Source organism: Roseateles sp. P5_E4 (genome assembly GCF_054049255.1).
In genome coordinates this window covers 1-22,583 of sequence record NZ_JBFUMS010000022.1, presented here as the reverse complement: position 1 = coordinate 22,583, position 22,583 = coordinate 1, and the positions used below count along the sequence as shown (strand labels likewise).

Here is a 22,583-nt window from a genome sequence, read left to right as displayed (position 1 = left end):
CCCCTATGTCCCCCCGCCTCGCGCGCCGCCGCTTCCTGTGGGGCTCGTTGCTCGGCGCAGGACTGGCCGTGCGGCCCGTCGCGCGGGCCGCCGCGGACTCTCAGCTGCCGAGCACCGAGATCCGCCTGGCGCTGCTGCTGGGCAACCGCAACTATCCCCAGCCCTTCGACCTGCCGCCGATTCCGAAGAACCTGCGCGACCTGGAGGCAGTGCTGGAGCGGCGCGGTTTCAAGGTCACGTCGGCGCTGGACCTGGACCTGCCGGCAGCGCGCCGTGCGCTGGAAGTCTTCATCGCCGAAGCCGCCGCCAGCCCGGCGGATGCGACCGTGTTCTTCTACTTCAGCGGCCACGGCGTGCAGGTGGACGCGTCCAACCTGCTGCTGCCCGCCGGGCTCAACCCCTCGGCCAAGGGCGAGCTGCTGCAAAACAGCAGCATGCAGCTGCTCAGCGACGTCGTGCGCCGCCTGCCCGCGCGCCGCGAGGGCATGATCATCGCGGTCGTCGATGCCTGCCGCACCGGCCTGCGTGCCGGCGAGCTGGTGGGCCTGAACCAGGTCGAGGCGCCACCGGGCTGCCTCATCACCTTCTCCACCGGGGCCGGCAAGCCGGCCATCGCGCCGGCCGTCGAGACGCAGAACACCTTCTACACCGGGTCGCTGGTCAAGCTGATGGGCAGCGTGTCCGACCAGACCACCTTCCCCGAGCTGATGCAACTGGTGCGCAGCGACGTGCGCGAGACCATGCTCAACCACCCGGTGGCCGCCATCCGCCAGCTCGCGCAGGACCCCTTCATCGCCGACCACACCCGCGTGCGCCTGAACGTGGAGCCCAAGCGCGCGGGCGCCGTGGCGCCGGCGGCGCCCGACATCGACGAGGACGCGGTGCTGAAGAAGCTCGAGCAGCTGGCCTGGCCCGCCGAAGTGGTGCAGGTGGCCGAGGACTTCCTGAAGGCCCGGCCCGAGAGTCCCTTCGCACCTGGCGTGCAGGTGGCACGCGACGGCGCGCGCAGTGCGCTCAAGGCACTGCAGCGCAGCGACGTGCGCCTGTACCGCTCGGCCTTTTCCTTCAACCCGGAAATGCCCGCCGAGCAGCGCCAGGATCTGCTGCGTTGCGGCCGCGGCGACAAGGACGCCGCCGCGCGCATGGCCTGGCGCGTTCGTGGTCAGAACACTGGCGGCTATGGCTCCTCGGCCGCGCAATCGCGCTACGAGGGCTGGATGCAGTTCGCCGTGGCCCTGGGCAACGGCATTGCCAGCTACGAGCTGGCCCTGCATTTCCGCAACACCGGCCAGCCGCTGCTGGCGTCGCAGTTCGAGGCGCGTGCCCGCGACCTGGGCTACACGCCGCCGCCCGACCTCGACAACGTGCGCAAGTAGGGCCGGGGCAGCAGCCTTACTTCACGGCGCCCTTCAGGCCGGCCGCAGAGCCGCCGACCGAGCTGATCAGGTCGGCGCCATTGATCAGCGTGTCCATGTTGGCGTACTGCTTCACGGTCTCAAGGAGGGTGCGCGGGGCCAGGACCGGGATCTTCTCAAGGTCGCCGACGACGCCGCGGGCCTTGTCGATGAAGGCCTCGAACTCCTTGTCGCGCTGCTGGGCCTGTTCGATGGCGGTCTGCGCCTTGGTTTGCTCGTCGTGCAGCTTCTTCAGCACGGCGGCCTGCTTGGTGATGCCCTTGAAGTCGCCGGCCGCCTTGACCACCTCCATCTTGTCCTGGGCTTCCCGGGCCTTCACGGCGAGCTTGTCCAGCACGGCGCGGGTGGCCTGGATCATGCCGCGGCGCTCGGTGCACATGCGGGAAGCATCGTCCAGATGCTTGGGCAGGCCGGCCGTCTTGTTTGCGATGCTGCCCAGGTGGGTCTGGATGACCTTCAGATCGGCCTCCAGATTGGCCAGGGCGCGCTTTTCCAGGTCGTACTTGCCCTTGATGTCCCGGCCAACCTTGACCAGGGCGGTCAGCCCGCCGAGGCTGGCGAAGGCGACACCCAGCGCGGCAATGGCAGGCGCCGCGGCGCCGAAGGTGACGATGGTCAGTGCAATGGCGGCGGCGGCGGCGCCGAGGATCAGCACGCCCTTGATGACGGCGCCGGCCACGTGGCGGAACTTCTTCCAGCGGATGTCGCTCTTGATCTTCTTCTTGGCCTCGACCTCGGCATCTTTCTCGATCTTCTCGGCCCAGACCAGGATCTGTTGCTCGACGGTGTTCTTGACCGCGTCCTTGAGGTAGTCGTTGTATTCCTTGATCTTGGTGTCGAGCGACTTCTTGCTGCCCGACGCCGCCTTGATCTGCTCCACGAGCTTGAGCGGGTCGGTCTCCGTGGTCATGTCGTTGTAGGCCTTCTTCATCGCGTCGATTTCCTTTTGCATGGAACTCAACGGCAGCGCAAAGCCCTCGATCTGCTTCTTGAACTTCTTGCGCATCTCGGCTTCGAAGTTCTTGGCGATGTAGTCGAACTTGACTCGCTCATGGGTCTCGTCGCCGCCACTCTCGAATTCGTAGGTGGCCTCCAGCTTGGGTGGCTTGAGATCGTCCGTACCCGGGATGTCCTCGGTGATGGTGATCGTCTTTTTGACCATGGCAGTGTCTCAGTCGGGATGAAATGGCGGCAGCGCTGCGCCGGGCAGGCGCCGCCATGTGTGACCGTGCAGGTCCGTAAGTTCCCGGCCGTGCCTGGGGGGTGACTGGCGCGTGACTAGCGCGGGCGGCGCTGCACTTCGATGTTGGCCGCGATGACGATGCGCGGCCGGTCGCCCTGGTAGGGCTCCACCGAGTGCCTCAGCCAGCCGGGGAAGATGGCCAGCAAGCCGGTGCGCGGTGTGACGCTGAAGGTCGTCGGGATCAGCTCCGCGCCCGGCATGGAGCGGTGCGAGCCGATCGGATTGATCCAGCTGATGCGGCCCGACGCGGCGTCGTCGCAGTCGCCCGCGTCGACGTAGTACACGGCCGACCAGTGCGCATCCACGTGATCGTGGACCTGCACATAGTGCCCGCGTTCGAGCACCGTCGCCCAAGCCTGCAGCATGAAGCGGGCTTCGTAGTCCACGCCGCTGCCGACGCGGGCATGGACGCCGCGCACCTGTTCGATGAGCGTGCCGAAGAAGGCGTCCAGGGGCTGCACGCGCCGTGCCGGCAGATCCGCCCTGGAATGCCAGCCGCCGACGACGCTGCGTTGCACGCCTTCGCCAAGCTCGCGCTCCAGCAGGATCCATTCCGCCAGCTCGGCGTTGGCGGCCTCGTCCAGCACGCCTTCCACCAGCGCCAGCGGCACGGCGAACAGCTGCAGCAGCTGGGCTGCTGGCCCCCGATCCGGTGCAGGCGTCATCGTCGATGTCCCGCCGGGCGCGGCTTCAATCCTTGTAGACCAGCATGCCCTTTTCCTGCATCCAGGAATAGGCGGCGGGGTAGGCTGACTTGCCCTTCTTGCGAACGTCGGCATTGCCGTTGTTCACGGTGGCATAGAACTCCGCAAACCATTCGCCGGGGGCGCGGTACTGGTACATCGAGACCATCTTCTTGCGCGTGGGGGCGGCGAAGCTCACCCAGCCGTCGTCGCCCAGGCCGGAATCCAGATAGACGCGGCCGTTGTGCGCCACGGGATCGGGGCCGAGGCTGAAGAAGGCGTTGGGCTGGATGCCCTGGCGGACGACCTTGAAGAAGGCCTGGCCCAGGTCGAGCGCGTCCTTCAACACCGTCATCTTCTGCCCGCGGGCCGCAACCTTCTTCATGGCCTCGGACTTGGGGCCGAAGAATTCGAAGGTGGCGGTCGCGAAGTCCTGCTTCAGGCCGACGTCATTGCCTTGCAGCTTGGTCGCCTGCACGGTGTTCAGCCAGCGCAGCAGCTCGGGCTTGGCGTCGTCGGCCATGTCGAGCCTGGACTTGAGTTCCGCAGCCAGGGACGTGACGAGGTCGTCCAGCTCCGTAACGACGGCGGCCAGCGTCTTGTGGCCACGCCACTGGCCGCCGTCCATGGAGTCGGTCAACGCCTTGCCGTTCTTGGTCGCGTGGACGGCGTGGCCGAGTTCATGGCGCACCATCACATCGAAGCACTTGGTCCCTTCCAGCGGGTCGCCAGGCACCGCGTTGAGGTAGTCCTGATCGAAATTGGCATCGTCCTCGCCGAAGTCGAACTGGGCGAGCTGCGTCTCCGGGATGTAGGTGCCGGACGTTCCCTTGCCCGGTACCGCGTTGAGCTTCCACTTCTCGGGCAGATGCTCGGCAGGGAAGGTCGCCAGGATGTCCACGGCCTTGTCGAGGACGTGCGGTGGCACGGGTGCCGGCGCTTCCCCGTTGTCGTCGGTCTTGACGCTGTCCAGCGAGCAGGCGAAGGCCTTCTCGAACACCTTCTGGCGCAGCGCCGTGTCCGTCTTCGGCGCTGACCGCAGCGCGTTCAGCAGCTCTTTCTTCATGCCCTCGGTCGGCTTGCCCTTGACGGTCTCGAGGTAGTCCATCACCTCGCCGCGGAACTTGGGTTCGGCCAGCTTGCCCGCCAGTTCGCCCTTTTCCATGGCTTCCTGGACATTCTTGAGTGCCGGCGGCAGCACTTCCGGCACGGGAGCGTCCTTGCCTTTGGGCTCGCTGCCCTTGACGGGCGCCTGCGCCTTGGGGCCTTTCGGCGCCTCCTTTGGCGCCTCCTTCTGCAGCCGCTCGATCAGCCGCTCCAGCGGCGCCAGCGCTTGCACCAGCGGCTCGGCGTGCGAGCGGGCCAACTGGCTGTCGGTGCGCACCTTGAAGGTGATGTCCAGCGCGCGCTTGGCGCCGTCGCGAACCTTGACGAGGTCTTCCAGAGCGTCGGTGTGCTGGCAGCCCTGCACTTCCTTCAGGTGCATGTCCAGCAGCGCGACCGCATCCTTCTCCTCGGTCATCCCGTCCTTGGTCGAGCCGATGGCTTCGAGCACTTCGCGGAGATTGGTCTTTCCCATGACTGAGTTCCTGTGATCCGTTGGATGGAGGCGTTCAGGCCGTGATGGCCGTGCGCAGCTGGCTCAGGGCACCCAGCAGCGGCGTGCGGATGTCTTCGGCCAGTTCGCACACATCGGCGACGACGTCGTCGTCGGCCAGCCACCGCTGCAGCTCGTTGACCTGCTGCAGCGTGGCCGGCTCGGCCGTCAGGTTCTTGATCACCGCCTGCAGCTCGATGATGGCCTTGGCCGAGCTGGCATGCTTGGCATTGGCCACCTTGGTGGCGACCGACTTGAGCGAGTTCACTGCCGCCGCGCGGCGGGTCTTCCATTCGTCCATGGCCTGGGCGGCACTCTTGCCAGAGCCTGAGCTGCCGCCGCTGCCCTTCTTCAGCAGCACTTCGATCGCGTCGAGCACCTTCTCCGAGTCGGCGAATTTGCCGGCCTTGGACAGCTGGGTGATGCCGGCCACCAGCTCCTTGAGGCGGGCGGCGTCTGCGCCGGCCAGCCCGGCCTTGATGCCCGCCTGCAGGCCGGCGAAGCGCTTCATGAAGCTGGCTTGCGCGCCAGACGCCTTCTCGGTCGACGCGTCCGCGTCCTGCTCGTCCTCCTGCTCGTCGGCTTCTTCATCGTCGCCACCGGCAAGCAGGGCCTCGATCTCGTCGAGCTCGGCGTCGGCATCGCCATACTTGTCGGCCTTGGTCAGCTTGGCGATCTCGGCCATCAGCTCCTTGATGCGCGCCGCCGAGGGGCCGCGCAGGCCGGCCTTGATGTCGGCATCCAGCGCGGCCATGCGTTCCACGAACTCCTCGCGGCCGAGGTCGTCCGCGGCATCGGCCGGATCGGCCTTGAGCAGGTGTTCGGGGATGTCCTCGCCTTCGGTCTCCTCGACCTCGCCGGTCGACTTGCGCACCCGCATCTTCAGGTTGAGCTTGAGCAGCTTCTTGAGCCAGAGCTGCACCTTCTTGAGGGTGGTGCCGGCCAGGCGGTCACTGACGAAGGTGAGCGCGTTCTTCTCCCACACCACGACTGCCTTCATGTCCTTCAGGATCTTGAAGGGCGCTTCGCCGGGCATCAGGCCCTTGAGGAGCTTTTCCTGCGCCGGGCCGACCGCATAGGCCAGGGCCAGGCTGGCGCTGGTCTTGCCCAGCACGATCACGAACCGCATCGGCCGTGCGTTGGGCTGGGGCTTGCGCAGCAGGGCGATGGCCGTCAGCAGCTTGCTCTTCAGCAGCTTGGTCTGCTTGGCGATGACGGCGCTGCTCGGGCCGCTGGCGGACTTCTGCGCGGCCAGCTCCTGCGTCTTGGCGTCCAGCGCCTTGCGGGCCGCCGTGACGGCCGTGTCCACGTCGGCACGGTACTCCTTGGCCGCCTTGACGATGGCCGCTGCCGCCGTGAGCGGCTCCTTGGGGAAGGCCTTGTCCTTCTTCGCTTCGCTCTCGAAGCTGGTCGCCGCGGTCTCCACCGCCTGCGCCTGGCTCAGCAGCGCCTTGATCTTGCCCTTGACAGCCGCATCGAGCTCGGCGGCGCGGGCCTTGGCGTCATCGGCGGTCTTGAGCTTGTCGGTGCCGTAGGCATCCCAGTCGAGCGCGAGATGCTGCTTGGTGAGTTCCTTGAGCGCGTCCGGCAACTTGGTGGCCGGGGCTTTCGCGGCCTTGGCCAGCGCGGATTTCTGCTTGTCCCAGTAAGCGACGCCAAGCGTCTGCGGCAGATTGACCTGAGCCATCATTCCCCCTAGTAGGCGGTTGATTGAAAAGAGTGGCCGAGGCTCCCGGCATCGGCGTCATGCTGCACCGGGAGCTTCGATGAGTGCGTTGCGGCGCGTGTCTGGCGTGCTGACTCCGAGCGTCGGGGTCATCACTGCCCTTGCGATCAACTCAGTGACTTCAACAGCGCTTCCAGTTCCGCATCCACATCGGATTCGCTGTCTGCGGCGGCAGATTCAATCGCCGGGCTGTCGTCGTTCAGGCTCGCGAGCAGCGCATCGAGGTCGTCGCTGTCCGATGCCGCTGGTTCGGGTGCGGGCTCGGCGTCATCCGAATTCAAGCCGGCGAGCAGAGCGTCCAGGTCGCTGCTGTCGTCCGGGCTGTCTGATGCGAGGGCGGTGGTGGTGGTATCGGCCTGGGCCTCGGCATCCGCAGCCGCTTTTTCCGATGCTTCTGGTTCGGCATTGGCGGCGCCCTTGCGCGCTGGCCGCTGGACGGGCTCGGCCAGCTTGCTGCGCACGGCCAGCTCCACGCCCATGCGCGCGCCCGGCTTGGCGGCGCCGGCGGCCGGCGGCGTGAAGACACCCGCCACGGTGTCCGGGCCGGTGAGCTGCACCAGCGGCTCGCCCTTGTGCGCCATCAGCGCCTTGATGCCGTAGCGGCCCAGTTCGGTCGCCACCATCGAGGAAATGAAGCGCTCGGTGCAGGGCAGGGCCGTGCTATCGCCGTCGGCATCGACGAAGTGGTGGAAGGGCAGGTCGTTGACGTTGGGAGCGCCGTTCTGGCCGGCCAGCACCGTCAGTGCCAGCAGCGCCGGGTGACCCCACAGCAGCCCGCCCAGGCCGTCGGCCATCGTGAATTCCTCGAAGGCGAAGGATGAGATCGGATCGCTGCGCTTGCCGTAGGGGTGGCGCATCAGGAAGCGCGGGCCGAGCAGGGCCAGGCGCTTGGACTCCGGCAGGCCGCGCAGCGCGGCGAAGGCGTCCACCACCAGCGGGTGCGGCGGCACGCGCGGGTTGCTGAGCTCGTCCACGGCCATCGCGGTGAAGAAGGTCGCACCGGCCGCTGCGGCGACCTTGGCCATGCGGCCCAGCAGCTCGGTGTGCGGCGGCGTGGCCTCGAACTGGTAGAGGCCGGCGACGTAGGTGTAGCCGCCGTCCTTGGCCTCGGCGGGCTTGCTCACCAGCAGGCGGTACAGGCCGCTGTCGGTCAGGTCGTCGCTGGCGCTCAGGTCGGCGGCGAACTCCTCGGCGCTGATGTCGATGAGATGCACCTGCAGCATCGGCCCGGTCTCCAGGCGGCGAAGCAGGAAGTCGACGCCGCGCCACAGCGACTCGGTGGCCTGGAAGTCGGCCTGGTGCAGCACGGCACGCATGCCGTCGGCAATCGCGGCGTCCAACGTGTTCAACAGACCCGCCTTCTCGGGCTTGGCCGCCGGCACGACGAAGGGGCCGATGACGTTGCGCAGCAGCGTGTCGATGCCGCCGCCGCTGTCAGGGGCGCTCGCGCGGCCGGTCAGTCGCGCGAAATCGTCCAGTCGGGCGCCGGCCGACGGGCTGGCGCCGCGAGCGCGCGCGCCGCGGCCCGCGCGCGAGGCCTTCTGGGTGCTGCCGGCGAACTTGGCGACCTCGGCGGCGGCCTTGTCGAAGCTGGCGGTGTTGTTGAGGCGTTTGCGCAGGTCATTGAGCTTCTTGAACAGGTCGAGCTCGCGGAACAGCGTGTCGGGATGGAAGGAGTCCAGGTCGGAGAGCGGGATCTCGACCGGCGCGCCGTCGGTGCCCACCGGAAGGTTCAGCGTGATGTTCTGCTGGCCCAACCAGTCTTCGAGCGAATCGAATTCGACGGCGCGCGGCTTCCGGCGGGCCAACTCGTCGCCGGTGTCCAGGCGGCCGGCGGCGGCGCCGGCACCAAAGTCGCCGAGCAGCGCAATGCGGATCGGCCGCTTGGCGGCCCATGCAGGAGCGGGGGCCGAGAGTTGGCCGTAGTTGGGGGTCCAGTCGCTCATGGCGTCCTCAGTCCGGTTTGAAGAGCGCGGCGAAGGCCGCGCCTTGGGGCAGGGCGGGTTGCACGCTCGGGCCGGTGCCGGCATGCAGCCATAGGCTGCAGCCCTGTAGGCCATCCCAGGCGGCCTGGCTGAGCAAGGCGGCCAGTGCCGGCGGCAGGCCGTTGTCGGGCGGGGAGGTCGGAGACGGAACGTCGGCCAAGGCGGCGTCCAGCGTCTCGGCACTCCAGTCGTCATGAAGCGCGTTGACGGCGATCTCCTCGAGTTGGCCAGCCCAGTGCCACAGCGCGGCCACCTGAGCACCATCGCTCGGCCGCTGCAATGGCGGGCTGATGACGACGAGGGGGAAGTAGCGCCCGACGCGGTCTACCGAAGGGATCATCACGCCGACGCGCAGGCCTTCACCCGAGCCATCAGGCAAGGCACCAGGCAGCAGCGCGAATCGCCAGGCCGGGCTGGCGAGGTAGTCGTTCAGCCAGGTATCGGGCGCGTCCAGGCGCAACTGGTGCAGGCCGGCCGCCAGCCAGCCATCCCACTGCGCGATCCATTCCGGAGTCAGCCGGCGCGACGCGAAATCGCCGAGCGCCGGCAACTTGCCATACCAACCGGCAACGCCGCTCACAACGCCCCCGGGCAGCGGAACTGCTGCAGCTCGCGCAGCCGGAACGGATTGAAGACGCTGCTGGCCGTGACCTCCAGCCGGGCGCGGTGGCCGTCGAGGTTGATGACGACGACGAAGCGCTCCGGCTGCTGCGGCGAGCCCTGCACCTCGAAGCGGTCGAAGAGGCGGAACAGCGCCCAGGGGCCGTCGAAGGTGACGGGCGTGCCGCCCGGCTGGCCGCTGAGCTTGATCTGCGAACTCAGGCGCGCGCCCGGCCATTGCAGGCTGACGGCCTGGTTGCTGCCCGCGGTGAACTTGCTGACCTGGCCGTCGATGTCCAGCGTCAGCTCCTTCAGGCCGTCGTTCAGCTCCAGCACGCGCACGTCGACGCGGAAGGCTGGCGACTTGCCGCCGCCGCGAAAGAACACCTCGCGCACGCGGGTGGCGCGCTGGAAGTCGGCCAGGGCGGCCGGCGACACCGGCTTCGCTCCATCGCCCGTGGGCCGGAAGCTCCAGGGGTTGGTGCCGACGTCGACGAGGGGGCTGAGCTTGCGCGTGAAGAAGTCATCCATCATGCCGCCGGGGCCAAAGAACTGGCCGAAGTCTTCCGGCAGCACGTCGACCTTGGAACCTTGCGCGACGGGGTAGCGGCCGGCGATGGCGCGGCTGCAGAACTCGCTGACCGGTTGCAGTTCGCCGGTCAGGCTCTGGCGCTCCACCAGGCGGCTCTGGTTGTCGGCGGCTTCGGCCAGCGTCTCCAGCGCACCGCGCAGCGGCTCGGGCTGTTGGCCGGCGGCGGCCTTGAGCTTGCCGCCACCACCCCCCGCGGGCGGCGGGGACTTGCTCTTCAAGGCTTCCTGCACGGCGCTGAGCTGCACATAGACCTCGTTGAACATCTTCATCACGTCGTCCAGCGGCGGCGGCGTGCCGGTCACGAGGCGGCGCAGCGCGGCGAAGTGGTCGTCGACGATCTTCTCCAACGGGCCGTCGCGCGAGATGGACGTCGGTGCCTTGGCCTGGTTGCCGGCCAGGCGCGCCAGCTCGCCGCCCTTGGCAAACACGGCGTCGTCCGTCCGCTTGCTCAGTTCCTTGTTGATGGTGTTGTCGTTCGTGACCGGGTCGATCAGCGTCGTCTCCTTGGACGCGGCGCGCAGGAAGGCGGCCAGCGGCGAGTCCACGGCCGACACCAGGCGTGACACGGCAATGCCGCGGTCCAGGCCGTTGAGCTTCACGAGGCGCACGTCGGCCAGGTAGGCATCCCAGACCTTGACGTATTCCTCGAGGTAGAGGCGGCGTACGCGCTCGACCAGGGTCTTGTCGGCGGCCTGGCGCTTGGCCGTGGCGGCGTTGGTGCCCAGCACCCAGGCTTCCTCGTCGGCGAGCTGCTTGGCGGTCTTGTCCACCGAGGTCTGGAAGGCCTTCTTGTAGCCGTCCTTGGTGAACATGCCCGGGATGCCCTGGGTCAGCGGCGCGCCGCTGGCACGCACGAAGACGTTAGGGCTCTGCGGGCCGGCGGCGGCCGCCACGGTGAACGGCGGCAGGTCGCCGTCGATCTGGGCGCGGCGCAGGCGGCTGAAGATGCGGTATTCGAGCGGGTAGGCGCCCAGCATCTCGCGCACGCTGGCCACCAGGGTCTTGTCCATGGGCTGGGCCACCTCGAAGGCGCCGCGCGACAGCAGGGCGTCCAGGTGGTTCTTCAGCAGCGCCACCTTCTCCGCGCCGAGGCTGCCTTCGAGGTTGGCGTCCCAGTCCAGGCCCACCCAGGCCTGCAGGCCCGGCGCGTCCAGATGCTCGGGCGTGTAAAGCATCAGATAGGCCTTCAGCGACTCGTAGGCGAATTCGAGGTTGTCGCGGTTGGCCGTGCGCAACCTTTCCTCCAGCCGGGCCGCGACGCGTGGCGCGAGGCCGCGTTGTAGCAGGCGGTGGTAGGAGACCTGGGCACCGGCGTCGAGCTTGTCGCCCTGGAACAGGCCGAAGCCCAGGCGCAGCGGTGGGTTGTCCAGCGCGAAGCCGGGCGGCTGGGCCGCGTCGCGGATGGCGGCCAGGGCCTCGGGCAAGGCCGAGGGGTCGCTGCCGCTGGTGGGCGGCAGGGCCTTGATGGTGTCCTGCAGGGCCGGCAGCTTGGCCTCGATGTCGGTGATGTAGCGCTGGTTGCCGAAGTAGCTGAAGCCCCAGCCGACCAGCAGCGTCAAGGTGACGATGCCCAGCGTGACGAGTCCGGCCAGTCGCAAGCGCGCGCTGCGGCGCTCGACCTGGGCGTTCTGGCCCACCAGCCCTTGCTCGACGAACACCACCTTGCGCAGCAGGTGGTTCAGGAAATAGCTGCGGCCCTTGGCCGCGGCGGGTGGCGTCAGGCGGCGCTCGACGCCGAAGGTGCGGGCCAGCGCGCCGAGCACGCGGTCGATGGGCGTGCCCTCCTGCGTGCCGCTGGTGAAGTAGACGCCGCGCAGGCGCGGAGCTTCGTCGAGCGCACCGCTGCCGCCGAAGACGGTCTCCAGGTAGCCGCCCAGCAGCCCCTTGAGCCCGCCGAACTGCTGCGGGAAGGCGAACAGCGTGGCGCGCTTGAGGGTGTCGCTCTCGGCTTCCATGCGTTCGATGAGGCGCTCGCGCAGGCGCTTCTCCAGCGAAGCGAACTCACTGCCGAAGTTGGCCAGCGTCTCCTCGCCGGGCGCCATGGACACCGGGAAACTGAAGCCGAAGACCTGGTCGCGTTCCTCCTTGCCCATGGGGCCGAAGGTCTCGTTGAAGCCGGCCAGCAGGTCGCACTTGGTGACCATCACATAGACCGGCGCGCGCACGCCCAGGCGCTGCTGCAGCTCCTGCATGCGGCCGCGCACGCGCGAGGCCTGCTCCTTGCGCTGGTCCGGGGGCAGGGCCAGCAGGTCCTGCACGCTGACCGTCAGCAGCACGCCGTTGATGGGGCGGCGCGGGCGCGCCTTGCGCAGCAGGTCGAGGAAGGTGTTCCAGGCCGCGGCGTCGGTCTCTTTGTCGGAGTCCTGTGTGGCGTAGCGGCCGGCGGTGTCGATGAGCACGGCCTCGTCGCTGAACCACCATTCGCAGTTGCGCGTGCCACCCACGCCGCGCACGCTGGCCTGGCCGAGCTTCTCGGTCAGCGGGAAGTTGAGGCCTGCATTCAGCAGCGCCGTCGTCTTGCCCGAGCCCGGGGCGCCGACAAAGATGTACCAGGGCAGGTCGTACAGCGAGCTGCTGCCGAACAGGCCCTTCTTGGCGCCCGGCGCCTTCTTCAGCAGGCCCAGCGCCTGCGTGAAGCGCTCCTGCAGCACCACCTCTTCCTTGGCTGCAGCCGAAGGCCCGGAGCCCATGCCCTTGACGAGGGCGGCGTTGATGCGGCGGCGGCGCATCTGCGTCCACACCAGGCGCAGGCCGCCCAGCAGCCAGACGATGGCCAGGGCAATCCAGCGCGAGAGGCTGGTGTCCAGCGGCCGGTGCTCGCCGAAGGCGATCAGTGGGCCGACCCACCAGACCAGGGCCGAGATGACGAGCAGGCCGAACACGCCGAGCGTGACGGGGTGGAACAGGAAGGACAGGACTTTTTTCATGATCAACGGTCCTGCACCATCAGCGTCACCTCGACGCGGCGGTTCTTGGCTCGACCGGCGGGAGTGGCGTTGTCGGCCACGGCCTCAGCATCGGCTCGCCCTTCGGCACGCAGCCGGCCGATCTCGACGCGCTCGGCCAGCAGGTTGCGGAAGGCCTCGGCGCGGGCCTGCGACAGATGCCAGTTGGACGGGAAGCGCAGCGAGCGGATGGGCTGGTTGTCGGTGTGGCCAGTGATCTGCACCTGGCCCTTCATGCGCTGCAGCGCCTCGCCGATGCGCAGCACCAGCGGCCGCAGCTCCGACGACACCTCGGCGCTGCCCGGGTTGAACAGGCCGTCGCCCTTGATGATGACGATGGAGCGGTCGGCCAGGTCATTGACCTGCACCAGGCCGGCCTTGACGTCCAGGTCCAGCAAGCCCGCCAGGCGCGGCGCGGCCGGTGGCGGCGTTGGCGCGGCGACGGCGGCGGTCTTGACGTCGAAGCCGCGCAGCGTGGCGAAGACGGCGTCCGAGGCGCCGTTGATGCTGAAGCGCAGCCCGATGTAGACCAACAGCAGCACCAGGGCCGTGGCGGCCCAGATGACCCAGAGCGGCAGCTTCTGGCGCAGGCCGCCCTCGCCGGGCTCGGCACCCTGCCAGCGTGGTGACAGCGCCGGGTCGGGGTTGAGGCCTTGCCGCAGCATCTGCGCCAGTCGGGCGCGCACGCCGTCGAGCTGGGCGCGGCCGTTGTCGACGACGCGGTAGCGGCCCTCGAAGCCGAAGGCCAGGCAGACGTAGAGCAGCTCCAGCAGGTTGCGGTTGGCCGGCACGTTCTCGGCCAGCTTGGCCATCAGCGCGAAGACCTTCTCACCGCCCCAGGACTCGTTGTGGAACTGCACCAAGAGGCTCTGCGCCGCCCAGGCGCCCGAGCCGCCCCAGGGCGTGCTGGCGGCCGATTCGTCGAGCAGGGTGCACAGGATGTAGCGGCCGGCAATGACCTGCTCGTTGGGCAGTCCTTCCGCACGCGCCTTGGCCTCGAAGGCGCGGATGCCTTCGGCCAGCGCCTCCTTCAACCCCGCGGGGTTGGGGTGCTGGGCGCTGTGACGCACGCGCGGCGCGGCCGACAGCAGCGGCATGGCGGCGGCCACCAGCGGGTTGAGGCTGGCGGTGGTGAGTGCCTCCAGCGCCATCGGGGCCTCTTTCCCGATCGGGCCGGCGGGAATGCCGGCTGGCGCGTGGCCTGGGGCCGCGGCCGGCCGGACCGGCGGCTGGGGCGCCGTCGTCGCCGCCCGGCCCGCGCTGGGCTTGATGACGGTGCGGTCCTGCCCGAAGGCGGCGAAAGGGTCGTCGTTGTTGGGATCGCTCATGGGGCGGACCGATCAGGGATCAGGGTGAGAGGGGGTCAGGCACGGATGGCCCAGAACTCCAGCTCAAGGCCGGGGAACTCGCCGGCGATGTGCATGGCCAGGCCGCCCGAGCTTTCGAGCTGCTTCCACAGCTCGTTGCCGCGGGTCTCCAGCTCGAAGTAGTTGTGGCCCGCGTGATAGGGGATCTGGCGCGGCGCCACCGGCAGCGGGCGCAGCGTGACGCCGGGCAGCTGCAGGTTGACGAGGTCGCGGATGCGCTCGACCGGGCCGATCTTGACCTGGGTGGGGAAGCGGGCCCGCAGTGCGTCGCCGGGCAGCTGGGCCGACACGGCCAGCACGAAGGTGGCGCTGCGCTGCAGCTGCACGTCGGGGATGAGGGCGACGCGCACGCCGTAGGCGCGGTCCTGCAGCTCGATGGGGATGGCGGTCTGCTCCATCACCATCGACAGCGACTGGCGCAGGTCGTCGATGACCGGGCGGAAGGTGGCGGCGAGGTCGTCGTGCACATACTCGGCGTATTGGGCCGGGCGGCGGCTGTCGCGGAAGGTGGCGAGGTCGCCGGCCAGCGTCAGGCAGTCGCTGTAAAGCCGCTCCGGGTGCAGCAGCGAGACTGAGCGCAGGTGGTTGAACAGGGCCTGGTTGCGGTTGACGGCTTCCAGCAGCAGGAAGTCCGAGATCTCGCCGACACCGCCGCGGCCGGGAGCGGCCAGGCGGGCGGCAAGCGCTTCACCGCGCTGGTTCAGCAGGCCGCAGAGTTCGCGCACATAACCGTCCAGCACCGGGTGGGCCGGCGCATGCAGCAGCGGCGGCACGAAGCTGGGGTCCAGCACGACGCGGTTGTCGGCACGGCGCTCGACGACGCGGGCCACGCCCAACGTGGCGTAGCCCTCACCGGCATCGCGTTGCAGCATCAGGCGCAGGTTGAGCCGGCCGATCTGCAAGGCGGCGTCGCGGTCGAGCTGGGAATTGCTGTCGCCGACATTGACCTCGGCGGCCATGAAGCGCGGGCCCATGGCGCCGGCGGCCTGTTCGGCATCGGTCTCGACGACGCCCGGGCGCTGCAGCGTGACGGCCAGCACGACGATCTCGTTGCGGGCATCGGCCGGGATGTCCAGGGCCGCGGGTGCGGCATCGCCGCCGGGGGCGGAGAAGGCCGTGCCGTCGGGCAGCAGGCCCTGTGCCGAAGCCAGGCCCACCTTCCCCAGTGTCAACGAGGCCTCGTCCAGGCTCAGGGCACCGAAGCCCCAGGCATAGGCCACGGCCTGCTGCAGGCGTTGGCGCCACTGGTGCTCCCAGTGGCGGTCGTGCTGCTGGAAGTGCTGCGGCTGGAGGAACATGCCCTCCGTCCAGATCACTCGGTCACGCCAGGTCATGGATGGGATCGCCTCAATGGAGCAGAAAAACAGACGGTAAGCAGCCACGGCGGCCTGCGATCAGGCACTGAGTGACTGTGGGGCGCGCTTGGTTCCCCGCTCCATCGGGAACCAATCGGCAGCGACGGTCACTCAGACAGCGGTTCATTCCGCCACACGAGTACCGTCATGAAGAAGTTTCGCCCCCTCCTGATCCTTTCCTTGTGCGGTCTCACCCTGAGTGCGGCAGCCCAGACGCCGGAGATTCCCCCTCCGGCGGCGTCCGCTGCCGACGCGGTCGACCTGGGCAAGACCGTGCCCACGGCAGAGTCCATCGCCGAAGGCCTGTTCCCTGACGACAAGTGCAAGGAACTGGAGGCTTCGGGCTTCAAGTGCATGGGCTTCAAGCCGGCCATCAAGTACTCGCTGCCGGCCACGGCCTTCAAGGTGGGCTCGGCCGAACTGCCGCCTGTGCTGAAGAAACAGCTCGACGTCTTCGCCGACGTGCTCAAGACCAAGAAGAACAGCGACCGCAAGGTGCGCGTCATCGGCCACGCCGACGCCTCGGGCACGCCGCAGGCCAACCAGGCCCTGTCCATCAAGCGGGCCGAGTCGGTGCGCGACTACCTGGTAGCCAAGGGCACCGACCCGGCGCTGCTGGTCATCGAGGGCGTGGGCGCCAGCGAACCGAAGAACCCCGCGAAGCCGAAGGCCGACGAGAACCGGCGCGTGGAGATCGGGCGGAAGTGAGCTGACGCCATCCAAAGAGAAAGCCGCCCGAGGGCGGCTTTCTCTTTGCGCTTGCCGGTTCAGGGCACCATCTCGGTCATCTGACCGGGTGACACGATGCTGACGACGCCGGCATAGGCGCACATCAGCTTGGAGGTGTTGTTCAGCACCGGCATATTGGCCAGCATGACGGTCGGGGCGCCTGGCACCCAGGGCGCGGGAAAGACCGGCACGCAGGGCATGGGCGTCAGCGTGAACACGCCCTGCGCCGCCGCCGTGGCGGCCGCGGTGGCTGCGGCGACCGTCGGGTTGGCCATGCTCTTGCACGGGCCGAAGGGCTGGATGTTCACCATGGGCTTGTTGTCCATGATGTTGGCCGCAAACTGGTTGCTGGTCTTCATCTTGTTCAGCGGCAGCACTTCCAGCGCGCTGGGCTTGGAGCCGAAGGTGCACATCAGCTGGGCACCCTTGCAGACGTGTTGAGGCATGACGGTCTCCTCAATCGGGCCTGAGCCAGAGGGCCAGGCCGGTGAAGTTGTCGTGGTTGGGCTTGTCGGCCGCGGCCAGCCGCACGCGCTGGCCGAGGTCGTTCAGCCAGGCTTGCGGCTCTGCCGCAAAGGACAGCGCGATGGCGATCTCGTCGTCGGTCAGCCATTCCCACAGGCCGTCGGTGCACAGCATCAGGGCCTCGCGACCCTCCAACGGCCAGGGTTGGGGCGCGACGCTGATGTGCAGATCCTCGCCCTGGGTGCCCAGGGCCGAGTAGAGCTCGCTGCGCTTGGGATGTACCCGAGCACCGGCCTCGTCAAGCAGGCCGCCGTCGATGAGGGACTGCACCAGGCTGTGGTCGCGCGTGCGCTGGGCGAGAACGCCATCGCGGAAGGCATAGAAGCGCGAGTCGCCGCAGTGGCCCCACAGCGCGGTGCGCTCCTGCAGGTCGATGGACAGCACGACCACCGTGGAATGCATATTGCGCAGCTGCGGGTTGGCGGCGCGCTGGGCGAGCAGCTCGCGGTTGGTGTCCGCCAGCAGGGCTTCCAGCGCCTGCGGGTGGTGGGCGGGCAGGCTGGCATAGCCCTGCAGCACATGGCTGACGGCGAGCTTGGACGCGATGTCGCCGCCGCCATGGCCGCCAGCGCCATCGGCCAGCACACAGCACAGGTAGCGCTCGGAATGCCAGTGGCCGCAGGCGTCCTCGTTGTAGTCGCGGCCGCCCTGTTCCGACATCAATGCGAGCTCGATTTGCACGGGGCTCCTTCTATCGTTGTTCTTGCTCAAGCGCGTCGAGCTGCGCTTCATAGGCGCGCAGGAACTCGCGCCCGAAGACCTGGTGGAAGTCGTCCGACAGTTCACCGGCGATCTGCTGGTATTCGTTCTGGAACACCGACCAGAGCTGGGCCTTGCGCGCCGCCGGCAGCAGGCTGGACAGCACCGACTTCTGCGTCAGCCGCGATTCCAGCTGGGCCGGGTCGAAGCGCTGCAGCAGGCCTTCGAGCGCGGCGCGCATGCCGGCCAGGAAGGCGAGCTGGTGGGCGCGCAGGTCGTCGAAGGCGTCGCGCAGGGCGCGATGGGGTTCGATGAAGCCGCGCACCGACGGCCCGAGCAGGTGGCCGAGCGCCACCTCGGCCGTGGGTGAGAACTTCAGCGGGTTGTTCTCCTTGGCGACGATCATGGTCGCCTCGGCGCGTACTTCGCGCTTCAGGGCCGCACGAGCGACCAGCAGGTCCACCGTGCCGCGCGCCGACTCGTGGACGAGCTGGCCCAGCAAGCGCATGAACTCGGGCGTGAGACCACCGGCCGGCAGGTTGGGAATCCCCAGGCCTTCACGGAAGGCGGCCAACAGGGCGGCTTGATCGGCGGGCATGCCTGGAGCCATGGGTGTGGGCTGGGCGACCGGTGCTGCCATGGCCGGCGGAGGGGGCGGCGGCATCAGCGGTGCGGCGGGCGCGGCCACGGGCGCGGCGGCTTCGGGCTTCTTGCCCGCCCGGATGATGGTGCGGCCCTCGCCGGCGCTGTCGTTCCAGGACACGACGGCGCCCGACAGCGTGCCGGATGGATCCAGGGCATTCAGCGCAGCCATGGAGGCGGCCGGCGGCCGGGGCCGCTGGCCCGTCGCTGTCGACGATGCCGGCGCGTTGGGCGCAATGAAAGGCCGGTTCAGCTCCGAGGTCGTGTCCGGCAGCGCCTGCCCGGCCGCGGCGGGCAGCATGCCCAGGGCCTGCATCGGGTCGGCATGGCCCGCCATATTGGGCTGGGCGACGGCCTCGCCGAGCAGGGATTGGGCCAGCGGGTTGTTGCTGGCGGGCGTGGGCGCTCCCAGGCCGAACAGCATGTCAAGCGAATCGCCGCCGGCACCGCGGCCACTGCTGGCGCCGGGCAGGTCGGGGATCAACGGTGCGGGTGCGCCGGCGCCCAGGTCCAGGCCAAGGGCACGTGCGCCGGCCGAAGGCGCCGGGGCGGCTGCCTGCCTGGGTGCGGCCACCGGCGCGAAGGGGTCCCAATCGGCCGGGATGCCACCCATCGCCGCGGGCGGTGGCGGTGCGGTGAAAGACGGCGCAGGCGCGGGCGGGGCGGGAGGGTTGGGGCCGCCGAAAAGGCCGAGTGGGTCGGCGGCCGCCACGTCACGCCGAATGCCGGGCTGGGTCAAGGCCGTGGCCGGCGCCATGCCGAAGAAGTCGGCAAAGGGGTCCGCCGCTGCGCCGCTGGGATTGCCGGCTTCGACGACGAGGACATAGCCGCCGATCTGGATCTGGTCGCCCGGCTTGATGGCTGCCTCGCGGCCCTTGCCGAGCTGGATGCCGTTCACGCTGATGGCATTGCTGCCCTGGTCGACGATGCCGAAACCGCTGCTGGCGCGGAACAGCACGCGGGCGTGCACGCGCGAGATCGTGCGCTCGGGGTCGGGCAGCACCAGCTGGTTGGTGTCCGCGCGGCCGATGTCGCCGCCGAGTTCGTCGAACTGGGCGGACAGCGGCTGGCTCACGGGCAGCCCGTTGAAGGTGGTGACGTTGAGGCGAATCATGGTGAGCGATTCTCAGCGCGGCATGGGTCTGCGACGACCCCTGCAAAGCGGGTATGGATGCTCATCTGAGCACATAAACCTTGCCTTCAATCAGGGTCAGCCGCAGCGGCCATGCGATGTTGCCGAGCGTTGCATCGTCGTTCTGGCTGCTGAGCACCGGGGCGCCCAGGGGATTGAGGCATTCCAGCAGGCGCCCGCCGGCCACCACGCGCAGCAGCAGGTTCTCCGTCGTGGGCGGCTGCAGCGTCGCCAGAGCTCCAGCCTGCCAAAGCTGCTGCACCTGCTCGCGCAAGGCGGTGACGCCCTGGCCGGCAGGGCGCTGGTAGGCCTGGTCGACCTCCTCCAGCTTGAGGCGGCAGGCGGCGAGAAAGCTGTCAGGGTTGCCGCGTGAAAGGTCGAAAGCGAGGCGCTGCACGGCGGCGAGCACGGTCTGGCGGTCCTGCGGGCCGGGGTTGAGCACGGGCGCATCCAGCCAGCGCCAGCGCGGGAAGCCGACGGGCAGCTCCAGGTCCTGGTGCACGACGGTGGGCGCCTCGAAGCCCTGACCCTCCTCGATGCCCCAAGCCACCTCGGCCAGCACGCGCACGGCCTCGTCGGCCAGGCTCTTGCCTTGGCGCAACAGCACGAGGCGGGCACGCGCCTGGGCGGCGCGCGCGGCCATGCGGGGTTGGGCGGGTGCGTTCGGCGCGGCCACGGCCTGCGCGATGGGCGGCGGCGCGACGACCAGCGTGATGCGGTTGCTGCCGTTCTGCAGGTATTCGTGCACCGTCACCGACTGACTGCCCGCGCCGGCCGGCAGGCTGAGCACGGGCACGCCGTTGACGTGGACCTCGACGGGCTCGCCGCTGGTCTGGGCGTGGAGGCACATCAGGCGGTCCATCAGCCGGCGCTCCAGTCGATGAGCGTGATGGCGGGCAGCAGCTCGCGCTGCTGGCGCTGAGTGCCGCCGAGCGGATCCTGGCGCAGCAGGCAGACGTTCACCGGCTCGATCGCCAGGCGGTAGAACCATTGCTGGCCGCGGCCGTCCGGGCGCGGGCGCAGGCCGCATTCGCCGACGACGGCGCCGCGCAGCGGCTCGGCCAGCGGGCCGGCCGACAGCAGGGCCGGCTGGCCGTTGGCAATCGCGTCGAGGCTCAGCGTGAAGGGGTGGCGCCAGGACGCCTTGGCTTGCTCCAACGCGGCGCCGTCAGCGAGGCTCATGCGCCACTCGCTGCGGCCCTGGGCGCGCAGGCTGACACGGGCTCGGCTGCCGAGCCAGTCGAGTTCGCCGCTCAGGCGCAGGTCCAGCACCAGGGCGGCAAAGTCGATGGCGCCCTGCACGCGCAGCGCGACGGCGCCGTCTTTTTCGTGTTGCCAACCCCAGGTGATGCCGGCCTGGCCGACGAGGGGCGCCAATTCGGCCTCCATGCGGCCGCTGCTGCCGGCCATGTGGCGAGACCAGGCGATGAAGAGTTTTTCGAGCCCGGCGCGGCTCAACGGCTGGAGCGTCTGCCAGGCCTTCAGCCAGGCCGGTGCAGGTTCGGTATGGCCATCGGCTTCGAGATGGCAGGCGGTACCTGCCGCGTTCAGCAGCGGGGCTTCGCCTTCGACGGGCCAGGCCTGGGCGGGCAGTGCGCCATGCCTGACTTCGACAAGGCGCTGCGTGGCGGCATGCACCTGCAGGCCGAGCTCGATGCGGCCCAGTGGCGCGCCCGCGTTGCGGATGCCGCAGCTGCTGATGCTGACGCTCTGCACATCGGGCGGCTCGCCGTGGGCGATGCCGGCGGGGCCGAGCTTGGGGTCGGGCGGCGGGCTGGGCGGTGCATGCAGCGTCAGGCTCAGGCGGGCAGTGTCGGCGCCGCGCCAGGTCAGGCGGCCGGCGCCGGTTGCGTGCAGCACGTCGGGGTGGTGGGCATCACAGGTGGCTTCGGTACTGACCGCGAGTTGCAGCCGCGCGCTCGCGCCGGCGCCCACAGCGCGGCTGAGCACCGGCAGCAGACGAGGCTCGTCGAGTGGCGCGGACAAGGTTTCTGGCTGCGGCGCCCAGGGCGCCAGGTCGACGCGCCGCCAGCTGCCGTCCTGGCCCTGGTAGGCCTGCAGCGGTTTGGGCTCGGCGACGGCGAAGGTGATGGCGGCGAGATCGCAGGCCTTGGGCCGGGGCGGCGGCGGCTGGTCAAGAAAGATGGCTCGGCCACGCGCGACACGGCTGAGGCCGGCCTCGACGGCGGCGAGCGCCTTGTCGTAGCCTGCCGGCGTCATCGCGTCGCCGGTGGGCGCGGCCTTGGCGGCGCGGCGCAGCAGTTCCTCTCGCGAGCGGTGGGTGAGCTGGTGCAGCTTCAGCGTCGGGCTCAGCGTGGCGTCGGCAGCAATGGCCGCAGCCCATTCAAAGCGCGGCTTGGCCTCGAAGCCCGCGCCCCACAGGCAGCACAGCGAGGCATAACGGGCCAGCTCAGCGACATGGCGCAAACCGATTTGCTGGGCGTGCTCCAGCGCCACGTCGATGAAGGCTGGCCAGCGGGCGTGGAGCTGTTCGGCGACCTCGGGCCAGGCGCTGCCCAGCAGTTGCAGCAGCTCGCGCGAGTCGCGCTTGAGCTGCAGGGCCTCGACTTTTTCCAGCTGATCCGCGTTGAGTTGGAGCATCAGTTCACCCGCTCCCGGACTTGGCTGTCCAGCACGCCGTTCAGGCGCTGCCACCAGGTCCAGCGCTTCGCGGCCGGGCAGACAAGCTGCTGCCCGGCCGCGAAGAAGGCGTCGAGCTGCGACGGCGCCAAGCCGGGCAGCAGCAGGGCCAGCAGCTCGGGGTCCCACCAGCGCCAGGGCCGGCGGCGGCCCTCGGGCGTGCGCACCTCCGCGAGGTCACGGCTGTGCTCGCGCATGGCGAGCAGCGGCCGGTTGGACGTCATCAGCACACCCCATCCCTCGAAGGCGGTGCAGGCTTCACCGAGCAACCAACGGGTGAGATCGGCCTCGGGTTGCAGCTCGACGATGTAGGCCGCCTGCGCGGCGGCCTCGGGCTTGAGGGCGCCGCGCTGCAGGCAGTCCCAGCCGACGGACTGTCCGCCCTGCAGCCGTTCCAGCAGGCCGGGGATGACACCACCGTCGACGACGGCATGCACGCGCCCGTCCGGCCGGTCCCACAGTGCTGATCGGATCTGGGCCGTGGCCAGAGCGGCAGCGTTCAAGCCGGCCCTCCGCCGCCCTCGGGACCTGCGGCGTCGTCGGGAGGTGGGGCGGCTGCGTCGGCTTTTTTCGCGTCGTCCTCGTTGTCCTCCGCCCCGCCACCGCCGCCGGCCGCGGCCGCGGCCAAGGCAGCCGCTGCGGCGCCTCCTGCGGCGAGGGTGGCGGCAGCGCCGGCAAGGGCGGCAGCGCGGATCTTGGCCGCACCAC

The 22,583-nt window shown here is 69.4% G+C and carries 18 protein-coding genes; 2 read left to right on the top strand and 16 right to left on the bottom strand.

All coding sequences use genetic code 11. The features are described 5' to 3' along the window. Positions 1-5: 5 nt before the first annotated feature. On the top strand, positions 6-1,376 hold the full coding sequence (locus tag ACXJLH_RS28390; RefSeq protein ID WP_457447782.1) for a caspase family protein: 1,371 nt from the start codon (positions 6-8) through the stop codon (positions 1,374-1,376). Positions 1,377-1,392: 16 nt separating this feature from the next. Here the strand turns inward: ACXJLH_RS28390 and ACXJLH_RS28385 are convergent, their stop codons facing one another. From ACXJLH_RS28385 to tssK, 9 genes are all read right to left on the bottom strand, one after another. Continuing rightward, positions 1,393-2,577: a hypothetical protein gene (locus ACXJLH_RS28385; protein WP_457447781.1), complete on the bottom strand. Its 1,185-nt coding sequence runs from the start codon at positions 2,575-2,577 to the stop codon at positions 1,393-1,395. A gap of 116 nt (positions 2,578-2,693) precedes the next feature. Further along, entirely contained in the window at positions 2,694-3,323 is a 630-nt protein-coding gene (locus tag ACXJLH_RS28380; protein WP_457447780.1) for a putative 2OG-Fe(II) oxygenase, read from the bottom strand. Between the two features lie 25 nt (positions 3,324-3,348). Continuing rightward, on the bottom strand, positions 3,349-4,920 hold the full coding sequence (locus tag ACXJLH_RS28375; protein WP_457447778.1) for a hypothetical protein: 1,572 nt from the start codon (positions 4,918-4,920) through the stop codon (positions 3,349-3,351). 34 nt (positions 4,921-4,954) lie between these two features. Further along, a complete protein-coding gene (locus tag ACXJLH_RS28370; protein WP_457447776.1) occupies positions 4,955-6,628 on the bottom strand; it encodes a hypothetical protein in 1,674 nt (557 codons plus the stop codon). Positions 6,629-6,771: 143 nt separating this feature from the next. Beyond that, positions 6,772-8,610: a type VI secretion system contractile sheath domain-containing protein gene (locus ACXJLH_RS28365; protein WP_457447775.1), complete on the bottom strand. Its 1,839-nt coding sequence runs from the start codon at positions 8,608-8,610 to the stop codon at positions 6,772-6,774. A 7-nt stretch (positions 8,611-8,617) separates the two neighbouring features. Further along, positions 8,618-9,229: a type VI secretion system-associated protein TagF gene (gene tagF / locus ACXJLH_RS28360; protein WP_457447773.1), complete on the bottom strand. Its 612-nt coding sequence runs from the start codon at positions 9,227-9,229 to the stop codon at positions 8,618-8,620. Next, positions 9,226-12,768 (bottom strand): type VI secretion system membrane subunit TssM, encoded by a 3,543-nt coding sequence (tssM, locus tag ACXJLH_RS28355; RefSeq protein WP_457447771.1) that lies wholly within the window; start codon positions 12,766-12,768, stop codon positions 9,226-9,228. The genes tagF and tssM overlap by 4 nt, the downstream gene beginning before the upstream one ends. A 2-nt stretch (positions 12,769-12,770) precedes the next feature. Next, positions 12,771-14,114, bottom strand: coding sequence for a DotU family type VI secretion system protein (locus ACXJLH_RS28350; protein WP_457447769.1), 1,344 nt, complete (start codon positions 14,112-14,114; stop codon positions 12,771-12,773). Between the two features lie 35 nt (positions 14,115-14,149). Next, entirely contained in the window at positions 14,150-15,487 is a 1,338-nt protein-coding gene (tssK, locus tag ACXJLH_RS28345) for a type VI secretion system baseplate subunit TssK (protein WP_056194134.1), read from the bottom strand. Between the two features lie 168 nt (positions 15,488-15,655). On the opposite strand from tssK, the gene ACXJLH_RS28340 reads away from it, so the two are divergent. After that, complete coding sequence (locus ACXJLH_RS28340; RefSeq protein WP_457447768.1) at positions 15,656-16,216, top strand: OmpA family protein; 561 nt, start codon at positions 15,656-15,658, stop codon at positions 16,214-16,216. A gap of 59 nt (positions 16,217-16,275) precedes the next feature. On the opposite strand, the gene ACXJLH_RS28335 is transcribed toward ACXJLH_RS28340, so the two are convergent. The 7 genes from ACXJLH_RS28335 to ACXJLH_RS28305 all read right to left on the bottom strand — a co-directional run. Continuing rightward, a complete protein-coding gene (locus ACXJLH_RS28335; RefSeq protein ID WP_057297205.1) occupies positions 16,276-16,683 on the bottom strand; it encodes a DUF4280 domain-containing protein in 408 nt (135 codons plus the stop codon). 10 nt (positions 16,684-16,693) lie between these two features. Then, complete coding sequence (locus tag ACXJLH_RS28330) at positions 16,694-17,443, bottom strand: PP2C family protein-serine/threonine phosphatase (RefSeq protein ID WP_457356284.1); 750 nt, start codon at positions 17,441-17,443, stop codon at positions 16,694-16,696. Between the two features lie 10 nt (positions 17,444-17,453). Further along, positions 17,454-19,217, bottom strand: coding sequence for a type VI secretion system-associated FHA domain protein TagH (tagH, locus tag ACXJLH_RS28325; RefSeq protein WP_457447766.1), 1,764 nt, complete (start codon positions 19,215-19,217; stop codon positions 17,454-17,456). A gap of 61 nt (positions 19,218-19,278) precedes the next feature. Then, positions 19,279-20,085, bottom strand: a complete 807-nt coding sequence (locus ACXJLH_RS28320; protein WP_457447764.1) for a hypothetical protein — start codon at positions 20,083-20,085, stop codon at positions 19,279-19,281. An 11-nt stretch (positions 20,086-20,096) separates the two neighbouring features. Further along, complete coding sequence (locus tag ACXJLH_RS28315; RefSeq protein WP_457447762.1) at positions 20,097-21,836, bottom strand: hypothetical protein; 1,740 nt, start codon at positions 21,834-21,836, stop codon at positions 20,097-20,099. Then, positions 21,836-22,378 carry a DUF4123 domain-containing protein gene (locus ACXJLH_RS28310; RefSeq protein ID WP_457447760.1) on the bottom strand — a complete coding sequence of 181 codons (543 nt, stop codon included), beginning with the start codon at positions 22,376-22,378 and terminating at the stop codon, positions 21,836-21,838. The genes ACXJLH_RS28315 and ACXJLH_RS28310 overlap by 1 nt, the downstream gene beginning before the upstream one ends. Continuing rightward, the coding region (locus ACXJLH_RS28305) for a hypothetical protein (RefSeq protein ID WP_457447759.1) at positions 22,375-22,583 on the bottom strand (209 nt) is incomplete at its 5' end. The genes ACXJLH_RS28305 and ACXJLH_RS28310, both read right to left, overlap by 4 nt.